At 56.3% G+C, this 15,873-nt stretch carries 18 protein-coding genes; 11 read left to right on the top strand and 7 right to left on the bottom strand.

Features of this window, described 5'->3' with window-relative positions:
• The first annotated feature begins 131 nt into the window (after positions 1-131).
• Genes VXK30_RS13405 through amrS form a run of 3 tightly spaced genes read left to right on the top strand, consistent with a single transcriptional unit; the run spans position 132 to position 2,884 of the window.
• Positions 132-653 carry an O-acetyl-ADP-ribose deacetylase gene (locus VXK30_RS13405; RefSeq protein WP_275715392.1) on the top strand — a complete coding sequence of 174 codons (522 nt, stop codon included), beginning with the start codon at positions 132-134 and terminating at the stop codon, positions 651-653.
• A gap of 21 nt (positions 654-674) precedes the next feature.
• Complete coding sequence (gene amrA, locus VXK30_RS13400) at positions 675-2,060, top strand: AmmeMemoRadiSam system protein A (RefSeq protein WP_275715394.1); 1,386 nt, start codon at positions 675-677, stop codon at positions 2,058-2,060.
• Positions 2,057-2,884, top strand: a complete 828-nt coding sequence (gene amrS / locus VXK30_RS13395; RefSeq protein WP_275715396.1) for an AmmeMemoRadiSam system radical SAM enzyme — start codon at positions 2,057-2,059, stop codon at positions 2,882-2,884. Before amrA ends, amrS begins: the two co-directional genes overlap by 4 nt.
• 12 nt (positions 2,885-2,896) lie before the next feature.
• On the opposite strand, the gene VXK30_RS13390 is transcribed toward amrS, so the two are convergent.
• The 4 genes from VXK30_RS13390 to VXK30_RS13375 are packed head-to-tail and all read right to left on the bottom strand — an operon-like array spanning position 2,897 to position 4,276.
• Positions 2,897-3,142, bottom strand: a complete 246-nt coding sequence (locus tag VXK30_RS13390) for a zinc ribbon domain-containing protein (protein WP_275715398.1) — start codon at positions 3,140-3,142, stop codon at positions 2,897-2,899.
• Between the two features lie 5 nt (positions 3,143-3,147).
• Complete coding sequence (locus VXK30_RS13385; protein ID WP_275715400.1) at positions 3,148-3,465, bottom strand: carboxymuconolactone decarboxylase family protein; 318 nt, start codon at positions 3,463-3,465, stop codon at positions 3,148-3,150.
• 5 nt (positions 3,466-3,470) lie between these two features.
• Positions 3,471-3,674 carry a hypothetical protein gene (locus VXK30_RS13380; RefSeq protein ID WP_275715402.1) on the bottom strand — a complete coding sequence of 68 codons (204 nt, stop codon included), beginning with the start codon at positions 3,672-3,674 and terminating at the stop codon, positions 3,471-3,473.
• A gap of 5 nt (positions 3,675-3,679) precedes the next feature.
• Positions 3,680-4,276: a TetR/AcrR family transcriptional regulator gene (locus VXK30_RS13375; RefSeq protein WP_275715404.1), complete on the bottom strand. Its 597-nt coding sequence runs from the start codon at positions 4,274-4,276 to the stop codon at positions 3,680-3,682.
• Between the two features lie 165 nt (positions 4,277-4,441).
• Here VXK30_RS13375 and VXK30_RS13370 point away from each other — a divergent pair, with 165 nt between their 5' ends.
• The 3 genes from VXK30_RS13370 (at position 4,442) to VXK30_RS13360 (ending at position 6,592) form a co-directional block, all read left to right on the top strand.
• Entirely contained in the window at positions 4,442-4,990 is a 549-nt protein-coding gene (locus VXK30_RS13370; protein WP_275715406.1) for a prolyl-tRNA synthetase associated domain-containing protein, read from the top strand.
• A 247-nt stretch (positions 4,991-5,237) separates the two neighbouring features.
• Positions 5,238-6,143, top strand: coding sequence for a glycoside hydrolase family 25 protein (locus tag VXK30_RS13365; protein WP_275715408.1), 906 nt, complete (start codon positions 5,238-5,240; stop codon positions 6,141-6,143).
• 14 nt (positions 6,144-6,157) lie between these two features.
• Positions 6,158-6,592 carry a phage holin family protein gene (locus tag VXK30_RS13360; protein WP_038325429.1) on the top strand — a complete coding sequence of 145 codons (435 nt, stop codon included), beginning with the start codon at positions 6,158-6,160 and terminating at the stop codon, positions 6,590-6,592.
• A gap of 106 nt (positions 6,593-6,698) precedes the next feature.
• Here the strand turns inward: VXK30_RS13360 and VXK30_RS13355 are convergent, their stop codons facing one another.
• The 3 genes from VXK30_RS13355 to VXK30_RS13345 all read right to left on the bottom strand — a co-directional run bounded on the left by VXK30_RS13355 (position 6,699) and on the right by VXK30_RS13345 (position 10,836).
• Positions 6,699-8,759, bottom strand: a complete 2,061-nt coding sequence (locus VXK30_RS13355) for an ArnT family glycosyltransferase (protein ID WP_275715411.1) — start codon at positions 8,757-8,759, stop codon at positions 6,699-6,701.
• Between the two features lie 112 nt (positions 8,760-8,871).
• The gene (locus tag VXK30_RS13350; protein WP_275715413.1) at positions 8,872-9,705 is read right to left on the bottom strand and encodes a tRNA lysidine(34) synthetase; all 834 of its coding nucleotides are present in this window, start codon (positions 9,703-9,705) and stop codon (positions 8,872-8,874) included.
• Between the two features lie 9 nt (positions 9,706-9,714).
• Entirely contained in the window at positions 9,715-10,836 is a 1,122-nt protein-coding gene (locus VXK30_RS13345; RefSeq protein ID WP_275715414.1) for a cysteine desulfurase family protein, read from the bottom strand.
• 320 nt (positions 10,837-11,156) lie between these two features.
• Here VXK30_RS13345 and VXK30_RS13340 point away from each other — a divergent pair, with 320 nt between their 5' ends.
• From VXK30_RS13340 to VXK30_RS13320, 5 genes are all read left to right on the top strand, one after another.
• On the top strand, positions 11,157-11,921 hold the full coding sequence (locus VXK30_RS13340) for an ABC transporter ATP-binding protein (protein ID WP_275715415.1): 765 nt from the start codon (positions 11,157-11,159) through the stop codon (positions 11,919-11,921).
• Positions 11,914-12,720 (top strand): ABC transporter permease, encoded by an 807-nt coding sequence (locus tag VXK30_RS13335; protein ID WP_275715416.1) that lies wholly within the window; start codon positions 11,914-11,916, stop codon positions 12,718-12,720. The genes VXK30_RS13340 and VXK30_RS13335 overlap by 8 nt, the downstream gene beginning before the upstream one ends.
• Positions 12,721-12,806: 86 nt before the next feature.
• Positions 12,807-13,826, top strand: a complete 1,020-nt coding sequence (locus tag VXK30_RS13330; RefSeq protein ID WP_275715417.1) for an ABC transporter substrate-binding protein — start codon at positions 12,807-12,809, stop codon at positions 13,824-13,826.
• A gap of 272 nt (positions 13,827-14,098) precedes the next feature.
• On the top strand, positions 14,099-15,250 hold the full coding sequence (gene fucO / locus VXK30_RS13325) for a lactaldehyde reductase (RefSeq protein WP_275715418.1): 1,152 nt from the start codon (positions 14,099-14,101) through the stop codon (positions 15,248-15,250).
• Positions 15,251-15,485: 235 nt separating this feature from the next.
• A complete protein-coding gene (locus VXK30_RS13320) occupies positions 15,486-15,866 on the top strand; it encodes a BMC domain-containing protein (protein WP_275715419.1) in 381 nt (126 codons plus the stop codon).
• Positions 15,867-15,873: the final 7 nt, after the last annotated feature.

The raw sequence follows: 15,873 nt of genomic DNA, 5'->3' as shown, positions 1-15,873 counted from the left end.
GCGAAAGAGCCCTGCTTGCGTGAGTGTACGAAAGCAGGGCTCTTTCGGGCATTTTCCGGCTCTTGAAAAATTCTTGCGGAAAGAATAGAATTTAAGAAAAGAAACGGCTGAGGCCGCGGAAAGGAGACGTCATGAAATTTTTAATTGTTCAGGGAGATATTACAAAGCAAACGGCAGATGCTATTGTAAACGCGGCAAACACTTCCCTGCTGGGCGGCGGGGGAGTGGACGGGGCCATCCACCGCGCGGCGGGGCCGGAGCTTCTCAGGGAATGTCGGACCCTGCGCGGCTGTGAGACCGGAAAGGCGAAAATCACAAAGGGGTACCGCCTTTCCGCAAAGTACGTCATCCATACGCCCGGCCCGGTGTGGCGGGATGGAAAAAGCGGCGAACCGGAGCTGCTGGAAAGCTGTTACCGTTCCTGCCTTGCGCTGGCGGAGGAATACCGGTGCCGCACGGTTGCGTTTCCTTCCATCAGCACGGGCGTTTATCGTTTTCCGCCGGAACTTGCGGCCCAAATCGCCGTAAGGACGATTCTGGAATTTCTGGGCGGGAGCAACGCTGTGGAAACGGTCACCATGGTCTGCTTTGACCCGGCAACCAAGGCGGCGTACGACCGCGCGCTGGCGGCCGCCTTACAGGTAGCATTGTGAATTTGGAAAGGGGGATGTTTTATGTCGATTGCAGGTGCGTTTATTATGCCGCACCCTCCCATTATCCTGCCGGAGGTGGGGAAAGGGGAGGAACGGAAAATTCAGAGGACCGCCGACGCGTGCCGGGAGGCCGCGGGCAGGATCGCGGCGCTGAAACCGGATACGGTGGTAGTGACTTCGCCGCATTCCGTCCTGTACGCGGATTATTTCCATATTTCTCCCGGTGAGCGCGCCCACGGGGATTTTGCGCGTTTCGGCGCGCCGCAGGCCGCCGTCGACGCCCCGTACGACAGCGAATTTGTACGGGCGCTGACCGACGCGGCCGGGAAAGCGGGATTGCCCGCCGGAACCTTTGGCGAGCGGGAAAAATCCCTTGACCACGGCACCATGATCCCGCTCCGCTTTTTAAACGAACGCTGCGCCGACTATCGGCTGGTGCGCATCGGGCTTTCCGGGCTGCCTGGGCCGGACCATTACCGGCTGGGAAAATGCATCGCCCAAACGGCGGAGACCCTGGGGCGGAAGGTCGTTTTTATCGCGAGCGGGGACCTCTCCCACCGGCTCAGAGAGGACGGGCCCTACGGCTTTGCAAAGGAAGGCCCCGAATTTGACAGCCGGGTGACCGACGCGATGGCAAAGGGGGATTTCCTGCGCTTCCTGACTTTTGACCCCGATTTCTGCGACGCGGCGGCGGAGTGCGGGCTGCGCTCGTTTATCATCATGGCGGGCGCGCTGGACGGAAAGGCCGTCCAGCCCGAATTGCTTTCATATGAAGGGCCGTTCGGGGTCGGGTACGGCGTCTGTGCTTTCCGGATCACCGGAGACGACGAAAGCCGCCGGTTTGATTCGGCCTTTGAAGCTGAAGAGAAAAAAAGACTGGAGCTGATCCAGTCGCAGGAGGATGAATATGTCAGGCTGGCCCGGCTGTCGCTGGAAACCCATGTCCGGACAGGGAAAAGGGCGGAGCTTCCCGCCGGGCTGCCGGAAGAAATGCTGCGTCACCGGGCGGGGACTTTCGTGTCGCTGAAAAAGAACGGGGAGCTTCGGGGGTGCATCGGCACCATCGGGCCGGTGACGTCCTGCGTAGCGGAGGAAATCGTAAGGAACGCGGTCAGCGCCGGCACGGAGGATCCTCGCTTTGCGCCCGTGACGGAGCAGGAGCTGCCGAGCCTTGTCTACAGTGTGGACGTGCTGGCGCGCCCGGAACCGATCGACACAATGGAGGAACTGGATGCCGGGCGCTACGGCGTCATTGTCACCAGCGGGTACAAGCGCGGACTGCTGCTGCCGAATCTGGAAGGGGTCGATACCCCGGAGCGGCAGGTGTCCATCGCCATGCAAAAAGCAGGGATCCGCAAAGGGGAGCCCTGCTCTCTGGAACGGTTCGAGGTGGTGCGCCACAAATGAAAACCATCTGTGCAATCTGTCCCCATCACTGCGCGCTGGAGGAAGGGCAGACCGGCCTTTGCCGCGCGCGCAGAAACAGCGGCGGCAAAGTGATTTGTGACAACTACGGAAAAGTGACCGGCCTTGCGCTTGACCCCATCGAAAAGAAGCCGCTGCGCCGGTTCTGCCCCGGCGGGAAAATCCTGTCCGTCGGCAGCTACGGCTGCAACCTGCGCTGTCCGTTCTGCCAGAACAGCTCCATTTCCATGGCGGACGGGGAACACGCGGAAACCGCCGCGGTTTCGCCCGCGGCTCTGGCCGAAAAGGCGGAGGAGCTCGTGCCGCGCGGGAATATCGGCGCCGCGTATACCTACAACGAGCCGCTTGTCGGCTATGAGTTTGTCCGGGACTGCGCCGCCCTCGTCCGGGCGCGCGGGCTGAAAAATGTCGCCGTGACCAACGGCTGCATCTGTGAAGAGCCGCTGAAAGACCTGCTCCCGCTGATCGACGCGGTGAATATCGACCTGAAGGGCTTTACCGAACGTTTTTACCGGATGGTCGGCGGCGACCTGAAAACGGTGATGCGCGCGATTGAGCTGTCGGCACAAAGCTGCCACACGGAAGTGACCACTCTGGTGATTCCCGGGGAAAATGACAGCGACGGGGAAATGGACGCGCTCTCCGGATGGCTTGCTTCAGTGGATGCGGAAATCCCGCTGCACGTCACCCGGTTCTTCCCGTGCTTTCAGATGACCGACCGCGGCCCGACTCCGGTGGAAACCGTTTACCGGCTGGCGGAAATCGCCCGCGGGCATCTGCGGTACGTTTATGTGGGAAACTGCTGACCGGCGGTGCCGTTAAGGAGTCCGCCCCTTCCACGCGGGCAGCTTCGCCAGCGTTCTGACCGCCAGCTCGCGGGCGGCTTTTTCGTCGATCCCCTGTGTGCGGATCAGGAACCGGACGGTACCCTCCAGCTTTTCCGGGTAGGACTGCATGGAACCGTCCGGTCTGGCACAGTAAATGCAGTAATCCCTGCTTTCGTCCTGCAGGGGATAATCGGACGGCTTTGTCATGGGCATTCCGCAGGCAATACATGTTTTCATATTTTTCACACCTTTCGATCGCTTTCATAGGCTTCCAGCGCGGGGATCAGGCAATGGGTGATTCCCTGTACGCCGGATACGGTCATTGTCATCAGAATCGTATCCCTGATTTCGTCCCGCGATGCGCCGGCCATTCTGGCCATGGGAACATGAGCGGCAACGGCTTTGGCGTCTCCCTGGGACGCCTTGATTCCGATATAAATCAACTGCCGGGTTTTGGCGTCGAGCGCACCGGAAGAGACCGCCCTAATGAGTCCGTCAAACGCTTCGGAGACCTGGGGCGCCTCCTCTTTCAGTACTGCAAACGGGTTTTGATTGATCATGCCGGTTACCTCCTTTTATAAATATCGACATTCAGCTTGCGGAGCTCCCGTTTTCCGAGCTCCGTCAGGGAAAAGACGGTCGCTTTGCCGGCGTCGCGTTCAAACCATCCCAGTTCCAGCAGCCGCGAAAAAAGCCGGTTGCCCAGCGTGCCGCCAAGGTGCCCGTAACAGGATTTTGCTTTCAGCATTTCCGGGGAATGTTCGTTCATTGTCTTCAGCTCCTTTTTGTTTGTGCCATTTTCAGATAGCTGTCGATCAGCGTTTCGCCGTACCTGTCGATGACCTTCCCGCCGGGGGCGAACAGGTCCGCGTTGGCAAGATAGTGGTGGATCAGCCCCAGCCATAGATTGAAAAGCAGGGAAACAGGCATCCGGAGGATTTTTCCGGCTTCCATTTCCCGCTCCGCTGCACGGCTGAAATGCAGGGAGATCACGGACTGCAAAGAAATCCAGGCGTCCCGGGCCTGTGTGGGAAGCTGACGGTTTTCCGTGACAAGCGCGGTGTAAAACGGCTCGTATTCCCGAATGCCGTCCAGGTGGGCGCGGAGCACTTCCCGCAGGGTTTGGCCGGAATCCGCAAGCTCATGTGTACGCTGTGCTGTTTTCCCGACATACACTTCGATCACTTCCGCCATGAGGGCGTCCAGCGACGGGAAATGAACGAATACCGTGCCGTGGGAAACTCCCGCTGCCCCGGCGATGTCGGAAATTCTGGTGCTGAGAAAGCCGCGTTCGGAAAACATTTCAAAGGCTGTTTTGATTAAAAGCTCCCTTGTCTGCTCCTTTTGCAGCTGGCGGGCTGTTTTTTTCATTTCAATGACTCCTGAATCAGTGAATTTACAGTCATTATATAGCCGCAAATGGATTCTGTCAAGCAGGCAGAACACTTTTAAGCCCCTTTTCTTGACTAATCTGCAAAATTGCCGTAAAATTTATGGCAGTACGCCGCTGATCGGCAAAACCGGAGGATGATAACCTTGCGTTCGATACGAATTGACCCCGTCCTGTATACGTCAAAGCCCGCGGATGAACGGCTTCCGAGAGAGACGGCGGTCTATGACCTGCTTGGCAGGCTGGAAATCCCTTATACCCGCATTGACCACGACGCCGCCGGTCATGTGGACTTCTGCGACGAGGTAGGGCAAATCCTCGGGGTGGATATCTGCAAAAACCTGTTCCTGTGCAACCGGCAGAAAACGGACTTTTACCTTCTGATGATGCCGGGCAAGAAGGAGTTTCGAACGAAAGATCTTTCCGCGCAGATCGGCAGTTCCCGCCTGTCTTTTGCGGACGCCGAACGCATGGAGGAATATTTGAAGGTCACGCCGGGTTCCGTCAGCGTGATGGGCCTGATGAACGACGCCGGAAAGCGAGTCCGGCTCCTGATTGACCGGGAGGTGGCGCAGTCTGAATATTTCGGGTGCCATCCGTGCATCAATACCTCCAGCCTGAAAATCAGGACGGCCGACCTGCTTGAAAAATTCCTTCCCTTTGTGGAGCATGAACCGGTCTTTGTCACACTGTAATTTTGCAATCTGCCTGTGTATCACATAAGTGAAAAAAATTCACATTATAAAATTTCATGAAATCCAACCGCACCCGGAACGGCCTGAAAACCCGTCCGGGTGCGTTTTTTATGCGATGTTTTCCCTCTGAAAATTACGGCATGCCATTCTTTGTAAGCGATAAAAAACATTTCAAAAATTAGCCTGAACAGTACCATTTTATCCTGAATATTACTGTGATATAGAGTGATTTGAATGGAGGGCAACCATGAGGGGTATCGATGTCAGCAAGCATAACGGCACCATTGACTGGGGCAGGGTGGCGGCTTCCGGAATCGAATTTGTAATGGTCCGCGCCGGATACGGAAACCGGATCAGCCAGAAGGACCCAAAATTTGAAGAGAATGTCCGGGGTGCGCTTTCCCACAGTCTGCATGTCGGCGCATACTGGTTCAGTTACGCGGTGTCCGCGGCGGACGCTCAGACCGAGGCGGAGGTCTGTAAGAAGGTCCTTGCGTCCTATAAAGGGAAGCTGGACTTTCCGATCGCGTTTGATTACGAGTACGATTCGATCCGCTACGCAAACGAACAGGGCGTCGATCCGGACAATGCTCAGATCGACGGCATGGGCCGCGCGTTTCTGGAGCGGATGAAGGCGGACGGATGGTATGCCGCGCTTTATACGAACAATGATTTCATCCGGTCCGGCAGATTCAGCGCGGCTACTTTAAAGGCCTATGACGTGTGGCTCGCCGATTACAGCGGGGAGCCGGATTACCCCTGCGCCATCCGGCAGACCGGCTCGACGGGAACGGTTCCGGGCATCGGCGGAAAAGTGGACACGGATGAGTCCTTCCAGAATTATCCGGCCATCATCCCCGCCGGGGGCTATAACGGTTATCCGGTGCAGGTCAGTACCATTGTGGAGATCGATACCACAATGGATATTTCCTACGCGCACGGGACGTACTATGTTGTAAAAACCGCCTCCCCCCAGCCGGTGACTCTTACCGCCGGGACGGGCGGGGTCGCGGCCATCGTGCCGTTCCCCCGCACCGGGAACATTCAGCTGTTTGCGGTGGTGGCCGTGGGACAGTCCGGACAGGAGACGGGGATCTATACCTCCGTATCCGGCGAAAAGCCCCTGCGGCGATTCAAGTTCAAAATTCAGTAGAGAGGGGATAAGAAATGGAAAAATGGAAAGCGGCCGTGATCGCGATATTCGCCGCGCTGTCCGCATGGCTGGGCGTGCTGGCCGTTCCGGTGCTGCTGCTCGCAGCGGTAAACGTCATTGACTACGCTACCGGCCTGGCCGCGGCGAAATTCCGCGACCAGAAGATCAGCAGCTACAAAAGCTTTCGCGGGATTGCGAAAAAGATAAGCATGTGGCTTCTGGTGGCGGTGGGCGCAATTCTGGACTGCCTGCTTGCGTATGCGGCGCAGCGGGCCGGAACGGAGCTGCATTTCGGCTTTGCTGTCGCGTCGCTTGCCGCGGTGTGGCTGATCTGCAACGAGGTCATCAGCATTCTGGAAAACATATCCGATATCGGCGTGGCGCTGCCGCCGTTTTTGATGAAAATAGCGAGCGCCTTAAAATCACAGGTGGAAAGCAAAATCGATTAGAACCGTTTATAACAGATCAGGCGCAGGCCCCGGAGTCCGAAAGGACCACCCGAAGCCCGCGCCTGTTTTTTTGTCCGGAAAGTCTTTTATAAGGCACAGTCCTTACTTACGACTGCTGAAAGCAGTAGAGGGAGTAAGACGACTGTGTGCCGGACGCGGAGGACCCGGTGTCACCGCCGTATTCGGACGGGTCAACGAGCACCGCATTTTCCTTCACATAGGAGGTGATTTCGGAGTTGGAACCTCTCGCCATACCGCTTTGCTCCGACACAAGGAAGTAGGTGACTTTCCCTTCGCTGACCAGCTGTTTCAGCTTGTCGAGAGTCAGCGCCTCATCGGATCCCAGAAAACCGCCGTAGGCGACCGCGGGCAGCCCCGTGTCCACGATAAAGGCCGCGACGTCGTTCGCTTTCTGGCCAACGACCAGATAGCTGCCTTCCCTGTAATGGGCTACCAGATAGTTTTCAAGGGCGAGGGTATTACTGTCGCTTACGGTGAAGGTCTCCTGGTTCGGCGTCATGCCCAAAGTCTCTTCCGTCGAGGCAAGCTCCGGCCCGGCGTAGGGCATGGTCACGTTCTGGGGAACATAGAGCACCGCGGTGAGCGACCAGTAGAGCGGCCCCGCCAGCACGGCGGCCAGCATACATCCCGCCGCGGCAAAAAGCGTAAGCCGTTTCGGGCGGAAGAAAGAAAGGAGCATCAGAATCAGCGCGGCGGAGCCGGCGACAACCATAATGGGAATCAGCCATGTCCTCAGATCGGAGTAGCTCCACACATACCACCCTTCTATGGCGAAGGCCGCAAGAAAAGAGATGGGGAGCAGCCATTGCCTCCAGCCGGATTTCGAGCGGTAAGCTTTCAGCATTTCAACAAAGCCGATTCCGACCGGCGCGGCGATTCCGGGCGCCAGCATGCACAGGTAATACCGATGGTAGAAACTCGCAAAGCTGAAGAAAATCAGCATGGTAACAAGCAAGAGGACCCAGAAAAGCAGTGCGCCCTGCCGGATGTCCGGCCTTTTCAGGCTCCATTTCCGCAGGGAGGCCGCAATGCCGAACAGAGCCAGCACGATCAGCCAGGAAGCCTGACCGTACATGCTGTCGGTCCACAGCCGCAGCACGCCCGCGGTGCCGATGTCATTGCCAACCGCGCCCCGTGTCTGGCCGCCCCGCGCCATCCCGCCGGTCCGGCCCGTGCCGTCCTGCCCGTTCATGGACGGCGGCGCGCCGTTGCCCGTGCTGCCGTCCCGGGAGCGGTTCGGCGCCCCCTGTCCGTTTCCGTCAAAACGGCCGCCGCCCTGGAAACCGCCGTCGGTCCCGGTTCCGCCAAAGTTTCCGTCCCCGCCGCCGTAAATCCGCTCAAGGCCGTTATGGCCGACGATCAGCTCCATGACCGTGTTGTCCGTAGAGCTGCCGATGTAAGGGCGGCTTTCGGACGGATACAGGTCCACCGCGATCACCCAGGCAAACGATACGGCGGCGACGATGACAAGGCTGATGACGCTCGCCAGAATCCGACGCCAGACCTTTTCTCTGGAGAACAGGAGATAAACGATACCCATTGCCGGAAGGATCATATAGGCCTGCAGCATTTTGATGTTGAAGCCCAGCCCTACAAACAGGGCGGCCGCAAACAGGCTGTGCCATTTTCCGGTCTCGATTCCTTTAAAAAGGTACCGGACCGTAAGGAGCAGGACAAAGACGAGCTGCATATCCATAGTGTTGTTGCGCGAAGCCACGACGACGGCGGGGGTCAGCGCAAGGACCAGAGCGGAAATCAGACCCGCCGGACGGCCGGAATATCTGGAGACCAGAACGTACATCATCAGGCACGCCCCGGTTCCGGCAAGCGCCTGCGGCAAAAGCATCGCCCAGCCGTGGTAGCCGAATACCAGCACGAAAAGCGCCTGTATCCACAGGGCAAGCGGCGGCTTGTCGACCGACACCATCCCCGCCGGGTCAAAAGAGACGAAGAAAAAATTATGAAAGCTCTGCGTCATGCTTTTGATTGCGGCCGCGTAGTAGGCGTTTCCGTATCCCAGCCGGGAGATCGCGTAAAAATTCAGTCCGAAGGACAGTGCGGCAATCGCCGCCAGCGCGTAAACGTATCGGTATTTTTTCTGAAAGGGGCTTCTGATAAAGTCCCTGAAAACCCGTAGATTTTTCATACTTTCCCTTCACAATCCAATCCATGTTGATACTGTTTAGGATATCCTGCCGCTGTGACCGGAAGGTGAAGCCGGGTTGAATTTTTCGTGAGAGTGCTGATTCAGGGGAAACTCAGCCCTCGCTGTCGTAATCGTCCAGAAAGCTGTGCTGCTTTCCGCCTTTGCGGTAGCCGATGACCGTTTCCAGATTGACGTTGTGAATGCTGTGGAAGATATTCTGATCGATGTGCGGGCTGGTCTTCCGGAACTTTTTGATCAGCTCTTTCATCTCCTGCCGCTTGGAAACGCCGCCGTTGTCGCCCAGCACGCAGTTTTCCGTAAACCGGCAGGCGCACTGGATGAACTGAAGGTCGTTGTAGCGCCTCCAGGCAAGGATGTCGGCCTCCTTGACCCTGTACAGCGGGCGGATCAGCTCCATCCCGGCGAAATTGGTGCTGTGCAGCTTGGGCATCATGGTTTTGATTTCCGCGCCGTACAGCATGCTCATCAGAATCGTTTCGATGACGTCGTCAAAATGGTGCCCCAGCGCGATTTTGTTGCAGCCCAGCTCCTGCGCCTGCTTATACAGGTGCCCTCTGCGCATTTTGGCGCACAGGTAGCAGGGCGACTGTTCCGTTTTTGCCACGATATCAAAGATTTTTGTCTCAAAAATTCGAATCGGAATCCGGAGCGCTTCGGCGTTGTCGACGATCCGCTGCCGGTTTCCCTGATTGTAGCCCGGGTCCATCACCAGATATTCCGCCCCGAACGGAAAATCGCTGTACTTCTGTAAATGCTGGACGCATTTCGCCATCAGCATGGAGTCTTTTCCTCCGGATATGCACACCGCGATCCGGTCGCCCGGCTGAATCAGACGGTAGTCCTTAATGGCCGCGATGAACGGAATCCAGATTGCCCTGCGGTATTTTTTGATGATACTGGTTTCCACCTGTTGATATTTTTCCATATTGTCCCTCTATTTTACAAATTGCCGGTAGCATTCGTCAAAGGCCTTCAAAAAAGTCCCGATTTCCTCCTGCATGGTCAGGTGGCTCAGGCTGATGCGCAGGGTCGAGAGCGCCGCGCGCCGGTCCTTTGTCAGCGCGTAGACCGGGCGGGAAGGGGTGTTTGCCGCGCAGCAGGCCGATTTGGTGGAAAGGCAGATGCCCCGCCCGGCCAGCGCCGACTGAAACTGCTCCGCCTTCGCTCCCGCAATACTGATATTCAGGATGAACGGGACGGATTCCTTTGTACTGTTGATGCGGACCCTGGGGTATTTTTTGAAAGCGTCCCGCAGCTGCCGGTTCATGCCCGACACCGTTTCGTAGCGTTCTTCCCCGTTTTCCACCGCCGTTTTGAGCGCCTGCGCCGTGGAGGCGATCAGGCCCAGCGCGGGGGTGCCGCTGCGGAACGGGGTGATGCTTGTCCCGCCGTGAATCTGCGGCTCCAGCAGCACGTTTCCCTTTTTCACCAGTACGCCGCAGCCGTTCAGCCCGTAAAATTTGTGGGGCGCAAAGGTCATTAGGTCCACGTTTTCTATTTCCAAGGGAATTTTTCCCGCCGCCTGCGTGGCGTCCACATGGAACAGGCAGCGGGGATAGCCGGACAGGGCTTCGGCGATTTGGCCGATCTGCTGGCGGATTCCGATTTCGCTGTCCACATAGCAGACGGAAACCAGAATGGTGTCGTCCCGCAGAAGCTCTTTCAAATGCTCCAGGTCCACAAGGCCGTTTTCATCGATGTCCACATATTCGATCTCAAAGCCGCGGTTCTGCAGGGCCGCCATCGCCCCGTTTACCGAAGAGTGTTCCAGCCATGTGGTAATAATGTGTTTGCCGTATGCCTGATACTGTCCGGCGGCGCCTTTCACGGCAAGGTTGTTGGACTCGCTTGCGCCGGAGGTATAGATGATCTCCTCCGCTTTTACATGCAGGATGCCGGCGATCTCCTCCGTCGCCCTGTCCAGCCGTTCCTTTGCCGCCAGCCCGAGCGGGTGGGGCGAATTCGGGTTCGCAATATACTCCCGCGTCACGTCGCAGAACGTCCGCAGGGCTTCTTCGCAGGCCGGTGTGTTGGCCGCATAGTCAAGATAAATCATAAAAGTCCTCTCTTCTTCCAGGTGCGCAATTTCTCGACGCTTGACAAGTTTTTACACTTTATACACGTTACTATAGTAACACGGATTTCATTTTTTTCAACCGGATATTTCCCCCGCTCCTTCGGCAGAAAGCGCTTTCTTTCGACGTCGTTTTTTCCGGGAGCATAAAAAACGGAAGAGAAATTCTTCGTTTTATGAGGACGCGCGGGCAGATGTATTTTCACAAATCTCTCTATTTTACATATTTTATACCAAAGGCGAACTATTTTTACTGCGCACATGTCCCTTGAAAAAATGAACGCAAAGATGAGGTGATACCGTTGGACGTACTCCGGGTTCAGAATATAGAGGCGACTTATCAGGCGGAAAACGGAGAAATAACCGCTCTGGACAATATCAGCTTTGTTGTGGAAAAAGGAGAATTTGTCAGCATTGTCGGGCCAAGCGGCTGCGGAAAGTCCACCTTGCTTTCAATTATCGCCGGCCTGTTGAAACCGACTGCCGGCGAAGTGTTTGTAAACGGAGAAAAAATCGTGGGGACTTCTCCCCACATCGGGTATATGCTTCAGCGCGACAATCTGCTGGACTGGCGGACCATTTACAGGAATGTGCTTTTCGGCCTGGAAGTAAGGAAGATGCTCTCCCCCGAAAACAGGGAAAGGGCGGTCCAGCTTTTAAAAACCTACGGGCTCTATGAGTTCCGGGATAAATATCCGGCGCAGCTGTCGGGAGGAATGCGGCAAAGAGTGGCGCTGATCCGCACTTTGGCGATCAATCCCGATATTTTATTGCTGGATGAGGCTTTTTCCGCATTGGATTACCAGACGCGGCTGACTGTAACCGACGACGTCTACCGGATTTTAAAAAAGGAAAAGGTTACGACCGTCATGGTGACGCACGACATTCCCGAAAGCATCAGCATGGGCGATAAGATCATGGTTCTGAGCGCCCGGCCCGCCCGGGTAAAGGAAATCCTTGAAGTCGATTTTGAGGACGAAAACAGAACGCCTCTGAGCTGCAGAAACAACCCAAAATTCAGAGTGTATTTCGATCATATATGGAAAGAGCTGTCAGCCGATGAATAAACCTGTCCTTTCTCAAGAGCGTACAAAATACCTGAAGAAAAAAAAACGCAGGAAGCAGATGATCCGCTTCTGTCAGATCGCCGTTCTGGTCATTTTTATTGCCCAATGGGAAATCACCGCAAGGCTGGGCTGGATCGACAGCTTTATTCTGAGCCAGCCGTCCCGCATCTGGCAGACCTTTCTGAACATGGCGCAGAACGACCTGTTCCTGCACATGGGCGTAACGGTTTATGAAACGCTGGTTGGCTTTCTGCTGGGGGTCGTTTTCGGCACCCTTTTGGCGATTGCCCTGTGGTGGAGCAGCTTTGCGTCCAAGGTGAGCGAACCGTATCTGGTGGTTTTGAACAGCCTGCCGAAAATCGCGCTCGGCCCGGTGATCATTGTGATCGTCGGCGCGGGGACGAGAGCCATTATTTTTATGGCTCTGGCCATTTCGCTGATTGTCACCGTGCTGGAAATGCTCAACGGATTCCGCCATACCGATAACGAATATATCCGGATGGCCGCGACCTTCGGCGCCAACAAAAGGCAGATTTTTACGAAAGTGGTCTTTCCCTACAATATTTCCACTTTATTCAATTCTTTGAAAATCAATATCGGACTTTCCCTGGTGGGCGTTATTGCCGGCGAATTCCTTGTGTCAAAGGCCGGGCTGGGCTATCTGATCGTCTACGGCGGCCAGGTTTTCAAGCTGGATCTTGTGATGGCCAGCGTGATTATTCTCTCCGTTGTTGCGGCGGTGATGTATGAGGCGGTGGCGCTTCTGGAAAAGCTGGTCCTGAACTGGTACGGCCATTAAAAGAATACCGTAATCTGGTACAAAGCAGATTATTCGATAGGAAAGGGGAATTTCCCCGAATACAGTTTACGAAAGGGGTCAAGAGTATGAAGAAGGTGTTGAAATGGTCCGCCGCAGCACTCTGCCTTGCAGTCATGCTGGCAGCGGTCGCGGGATGCGGGAAGGCCGCGACGGAAAATAAGGAGAAGGTAAAAGTAAGGGTATGCGAAGTGACTCACTCCGTTTTCTACGCGCCGCAGTACGCGGCAATCAACCTCGGATTTTTCGCCGAGGAAGGAATTGACCTTGAACTGGCCACTGCGGAGGGAACCGATAAGGTGATGTCGACGGTCCTGTCCAACAACGCCGACATCGGCCTGGCCGGGCCGGAGGCCGCCATCTATGTTTACAACGAAGGAAAGGCGGACAGCGCGGAGATTTTTGCGCTGGTAACGCAGCGCGACGGTTCTTTTCTGCTCGGACGCGAGCCGGACCCGAATTTTACCTGGGATAAGATCCGGGGCAAGGTAGTGCTTCCCGGCAGAAAGGGCGGCGTGCCGTACATGACCCTGCAGTATGTCATCCGCAAAAACGGGCTGGACCCGCAGAAGGACACCAAGCTGGACGACAGCATCCAGTATGCGCTGATGGGGCCGGCGTTCACCAACGGCACAGGAGACTATGTGACGATGTTTGAACCGGCGGCTTCCCAGATCGTAGCGCAGGGAAAAGGATACATCGTCGCTTCCATCGGCAAGGAAAGCGGGGAGATTCCCTACACGGGCTACTGTGCCAAAAAGAGCTATATCGAAAAGAATTCGGACCTGATCGCCCGTTTTACAAGGGCGGTCTACAGGGGACAGAAATGGGTCTACTCGCATACCCCAGAGGAAATCGCGAAGGCAATCGCGCCCTCCTTCCCGGATTCGGACGTCAAGCTGCTGACCACGGTCGCGAAGAACTATAAGGATATCGAGGCGTGGAGCCCCAATCCGATTTTAAAACAGGAAGAATTCTCCCTTCTGCAGGAGGTTATGACCCAGGCCGGCGAGCTGAAACAAACGGTACCGTACGACAAGCTGATCAATACCTCTTTTGCCGAGCAGGCGATCAAAGACGTAAAATAAGCGGAAGCTTCCGCGGGGCCGTTTCGGCGTGATGCTGAAACGGCCCTGTTTTTCTGCCGCCGTGAAATATCTTTCAGGAAAAATAAGGGACAGAGTATTTAAATTTACCTGCATCTTTCCGTCCGCACTGCTATAATATTGGACATGGAATATTGCATACGAGCATTTTGCAGCACCTCCGCCGGGGACGGGAAACGCCTGTGACCATTACGGACAGGCGGCCGAAAGGCTGCCGGGCCGTTTCGATGGAATATGAAATTGGAGGGAATGTTATGTCCTATCGTACCGTGTTGAATGAAACGTCTTATTTTGGCCCGGGGGCCATCGCGGAGCTGGCTCCGGAGGTAAAGAACCGCGGCCTGAAGAAGGTGATGCTTGTTACCGACAGGGATCTCATCAAATTCGGGGTCGCCACGCGGGTAATGAAGGTGCTGGACGACGCCTCTGTTTCCTACGAGGTGTTCGATAACATCAAGGCGAACCCCACAATCCGGAACGTGCAGGACGGCGTGAAAGCCTGCAAAAAGATGAAGGCGGACTGCCTGATCGCCGTGGGCGGCGGCAGCGCCATCGACACCAGCAAGGCCATTGCCGTGATTATGACCAATCCCGGGCACGCGGACGTCCGCAGCCTGGAGGGGGCCGTGCAGACAAAAAACAAGTGTCTTCCCATTCTGGCTGTTTCCACCACCTCCGGTACCGCCGCGGAGGTGACGATCAACTATGTGATCACCGACGAGGAAAAGCACCGTAAATTCGTGTGCGTCGATCCCCATGACATTCCCGTGGTCGCCGTTATCGACCCCGAGATGTCCGCCTCCATGCCGAAGGGCCTCTGCGCCGCGACCGGGATGGACGCGCTGACCCACGCGATCGAGGGATACATCACCAAGGGTGCATGGGAGCTGACCGACATGATGCACCTGAAGGCGATCGAAATCATTTCCCGCGCGCTGCGCAGCTCCGTGGCCGGAGACCCGGAGGGGCGCAGCGAGATGGCCCTGGGCCAGTATGTGGCGGGCATGGGCTTCTCCAATGTGGGCCTCGGCATCGTGCATTCCATGGCGCATCCGCTCAGCGCGCTGTACGATACGCCCCACGGGGTGGCCTGCGCGACCATCCTGCCCACCGTGCTGGAGTACAACGCGGAGTGCACCGGCGAGAAATACCGTGAAATCGCGCGCGCGATGGGTGTGCAGGGTGTGGACGACATGACGCAGGCGGAATACCGCAGGGCGGCCATTGACGCGGTCAGGCAGCTTTCCAGGGATGTCGAGATTCCGCAGAAGGTCTCCGAGGTGGGCGTCAGGGAAGAGGACATCCTGTTCCTTTCCCACTCCGCCATGGCGGACGCCTGTACGGGCGGCAATCCGAAGGACCCCACGGTGGAGGATGTTATCGCCCTCTATCAGTCCATGATGTAGGCGCTTTTCCAGCGCTTCAGGCAGTACGCTCCGGTGAAAGCCGGATTCATCAGCGCGGCCGGAGTTTTCCGGCCGCGCTGATTTGCTGTTTTTGTAAGACGGCGGAAAACCTTTGCAGAATCCGGCACCTTTTAAATTTACTGGGAATTGGTTTGTTTTGTGTTATGGATACATTTTGCTCCATGATAGTATATATTAATAGGATTTCCATTTTCGTTTGAAAAGAAGGATTTTTGTGAAACTGGTTGATTTGGAGCAATCCAACGGCAAGCTGATGCGGATCGTGCAGGAGATTGTACCGGGCAAGCAGATTACCATGGCGCATGTGATCGCGAGCCCCAATACGGTGATCTATCAAAAACTGGGACTGGACCCCAGAATCGACTATGCCAAGGCGGCGATCGGCATTCTGACCATGTCCCCCAGCGAAACCTCCATTATCGCCGCGGACATCGCCCTGAAAAAATCCGGCATCGATATCGGCTTTATAGACCGGTTCAGCGGCACGCTGATTATTACCGGGAAAATATCGGACGTGACCACCGCGCTGGAGGCCGTCCTGGATTACGCGGAAAACGTCATGGGCTTTACCGTGTGCAATCTGACGAAAGCGTAGGCGCGGG

The organism is Caproiciproducens sp. CPB-2 (genome assembly GCF_036287215.1).
Lineage (GTDB): Bacteria > Bacillota > Clostridia > Oscillospirales > Acutalibacteraceae > Caproiciproducens.
The sequence above is the reverse complement of the archived record's forward strand: the minus strand, read 5'-3'. Positions and strand labels throughout refer to the sequence as shown.

What these genes read in the sequence shown, in the direction of transcription:
- VXK30_RS13375 (WP_275715404.1), bottom strand. Translation starts at nt 4,276, where the DNA reads ATGAAAAAAACAGCCCGCCAGCTGCAAAAGGAGCAGACAAGGGAGCTT.
- VXK30_RS13330 (WP_275715417.1), top strand. Translation starts at nt 12,807, where the DNA reads ATGAAGAAGGTGTTGAAATGGTCCGCCGCAGCACTCTGCCTTGCAGTC.
- VXK30_RS13345 (WP_275715414.1), bottom strand. Translation starts at nt 10,836, where the DNA reads ATGATTTATCTTGACTATGCGGCCAACACACCGGCCTGCGAAGAAGCC.
- VXK30_RS13355 (WP_275715411.1), bottom strand. Translation starts at nt 8,759, where the DNA reads ATGAAAAATCTACGGGTTTTCAGGGACTTTATCAGAAGCCCCTTTCAG.
- VXK30_RS13335 (WP_275715416.1), top strand. Translation starts at nt 11,914, where the DNA reads ATGAATAAACCTGTCCTTTCTCAAGAGCGTACAAAATACCTGAAGAAA.
- VXK30_RS13405 (WP_275715392.1), top strand. Translation starts at nt 132, where the DNA reads ATGAAATTTTTAATTGTTCAGGGAGATATTACAAAGCAAACGGCAGAT.
- amrA (WP_275715394.1), top strand. Translation starts at nt 675, where the DNA reads ATGTCGATTGCAGGTGCGTTTATTATGCCGCACCCTCCCATTATCCTG.
- fucO (WP_275715418.1), top strand. Translation starts at nt 14,099, where the DNA reads ATGTCCTATCGTACCGTGTTGAATGAAACGTCTTATTTTGGCCCGGGG.
- VXK30_RS13365 (WP_275715408.1), top strand. Translation starts at nt 5,238, where the DNA reads ATGAGGGGTATCGATGTCAGCAAGCATAACGGCACCATTGACTGGGGC.
- amrS (WP_275715396.1), top strand. Translation starts at nt 2,057, where the DNA reads ATGAAAACCATCTGTGCAATCTGTCCCCATCACTGCGCGCTGGAGGAA.
- VXK30_RS13390 (WP_275715398.1), bottom strand. Translation starts at nt 3,142, where the DNA reads ATGAAAACATGTATTGCCTGCGGAATGCCCATGACAAAGCCGTCCGAT.
- VXK30_RS13380 (WP_275715402.1), bottom strand. Translation starts at nt 3,674, where the DNA reads ATGAACGAACATTCCCCGGAAATGCTGAAAGCAAAATCCTGTTACGGG.
- VXK30_RS13350 (WP_275715413.1), bottom strand. Translation starts at nt 9,705, where the DNA reads ATGGAAAAATATCAACAGGTGGAAACCAGTATCATCAAAAAATACCGC.
- VXK30_RS13360 (WP_038325429.1), top strand. Translation starts at nt 6,158, where the DNA reads ATGGAAAAATGGAAAGCGGCCGTGATCGCGATATTCGCCGCGCTGTCC.
- VXK30_RS13385 (WP_275715400.1), bottom strand. Translation starts at nt 3,465, where the DNA reads ATGATCAATCAAAACCCGTTTGCAGTACTGAAAGAGGAGGCGCCCCAG.